The sequence below is a fragment of the Staphylococcus canis genome (assembly GCF_016238445.1).
Taxonomy (GTDB): Bacteria; Bacillota; Bacilli; order Staphylococcales; family Staphylococcaceae; genus Staphylococcus; species Staphylococcus canis.
In genome coordinates this window covers 1-687 of record NZ_JABANU010000061.1, presented here as the reverse complement: position 1 = coordinate 687, position 687 = coordinate 1, and the positions used below count along the sequence as shown (strand labels likewise).

The 687-nt window shown below is 46.9% G+C and carries 1 protein-coding gene; it reads left to right on the top strand.

Going from position 1 to position 687, the window contains the following annotated elements; translation table 11 throughout:
* Nucleotides 1–687, top strand: a 687-nt coding sequence (locus HHH54_RS10895) for an Ig-like domain-containing protein (RefSeq protein WP_232796333.1), incomplete at both ends; no start/stop codon positions are given.

Here is a 687-nt window from a genome sequence, read left to right as displayed (position 1 = left end):
ACGGAAACTGGACAGTGGATGTACCAGCGACAGAGACATTAGAAAACGGTGAAACAGTGACAGCTGTAAATAAAGATGGTAATGGTAACACATCAACACCATCAACAGGAACAGTAACAGACACAGTGGCGCCAGAGGCACCAGTAGTGAATAACCCACAACCAGGAGACAAAGTCGTAACAGGAACAGGCGAACCAGGAACAACAGTAGTTGTAACATTCCCTAACGGCGAAGAAGTGACAGGTCAAGTGGACGAAAACGGAAACTGGACAGTAGATGTACCAGCGACAGAAACGTTAGAGGAAGGCGAAACAGTGACTGTAGTGAATAAAGATGGTAATGGTAATACGTCAACACCATCAACAGGAACAGTAACAGACACAGTGGCGCCAGAGGCACCAGTAGTGAATAATCCACAACCAGGAGACAGAGTCGTAACAGGAACAGGCGAACCAGGAACAACAGTAGTTGTGACATTCCCTAACGGCGAAGAAGTGACTGGCCAAGTGGACGAAAACGGAAACTGGACAGTAGATGTACCAGCGACTGAGACATTAGACGAAGGTGAAACAATCACTGTTGTGAACAAAGATGGCAATGGTAACACATCAACACCATCAACAGGAACAGTAACAGACACAGTGGCGCCAGAGGCACCAGTAGTGAATAATCCACAACCAGGAGACA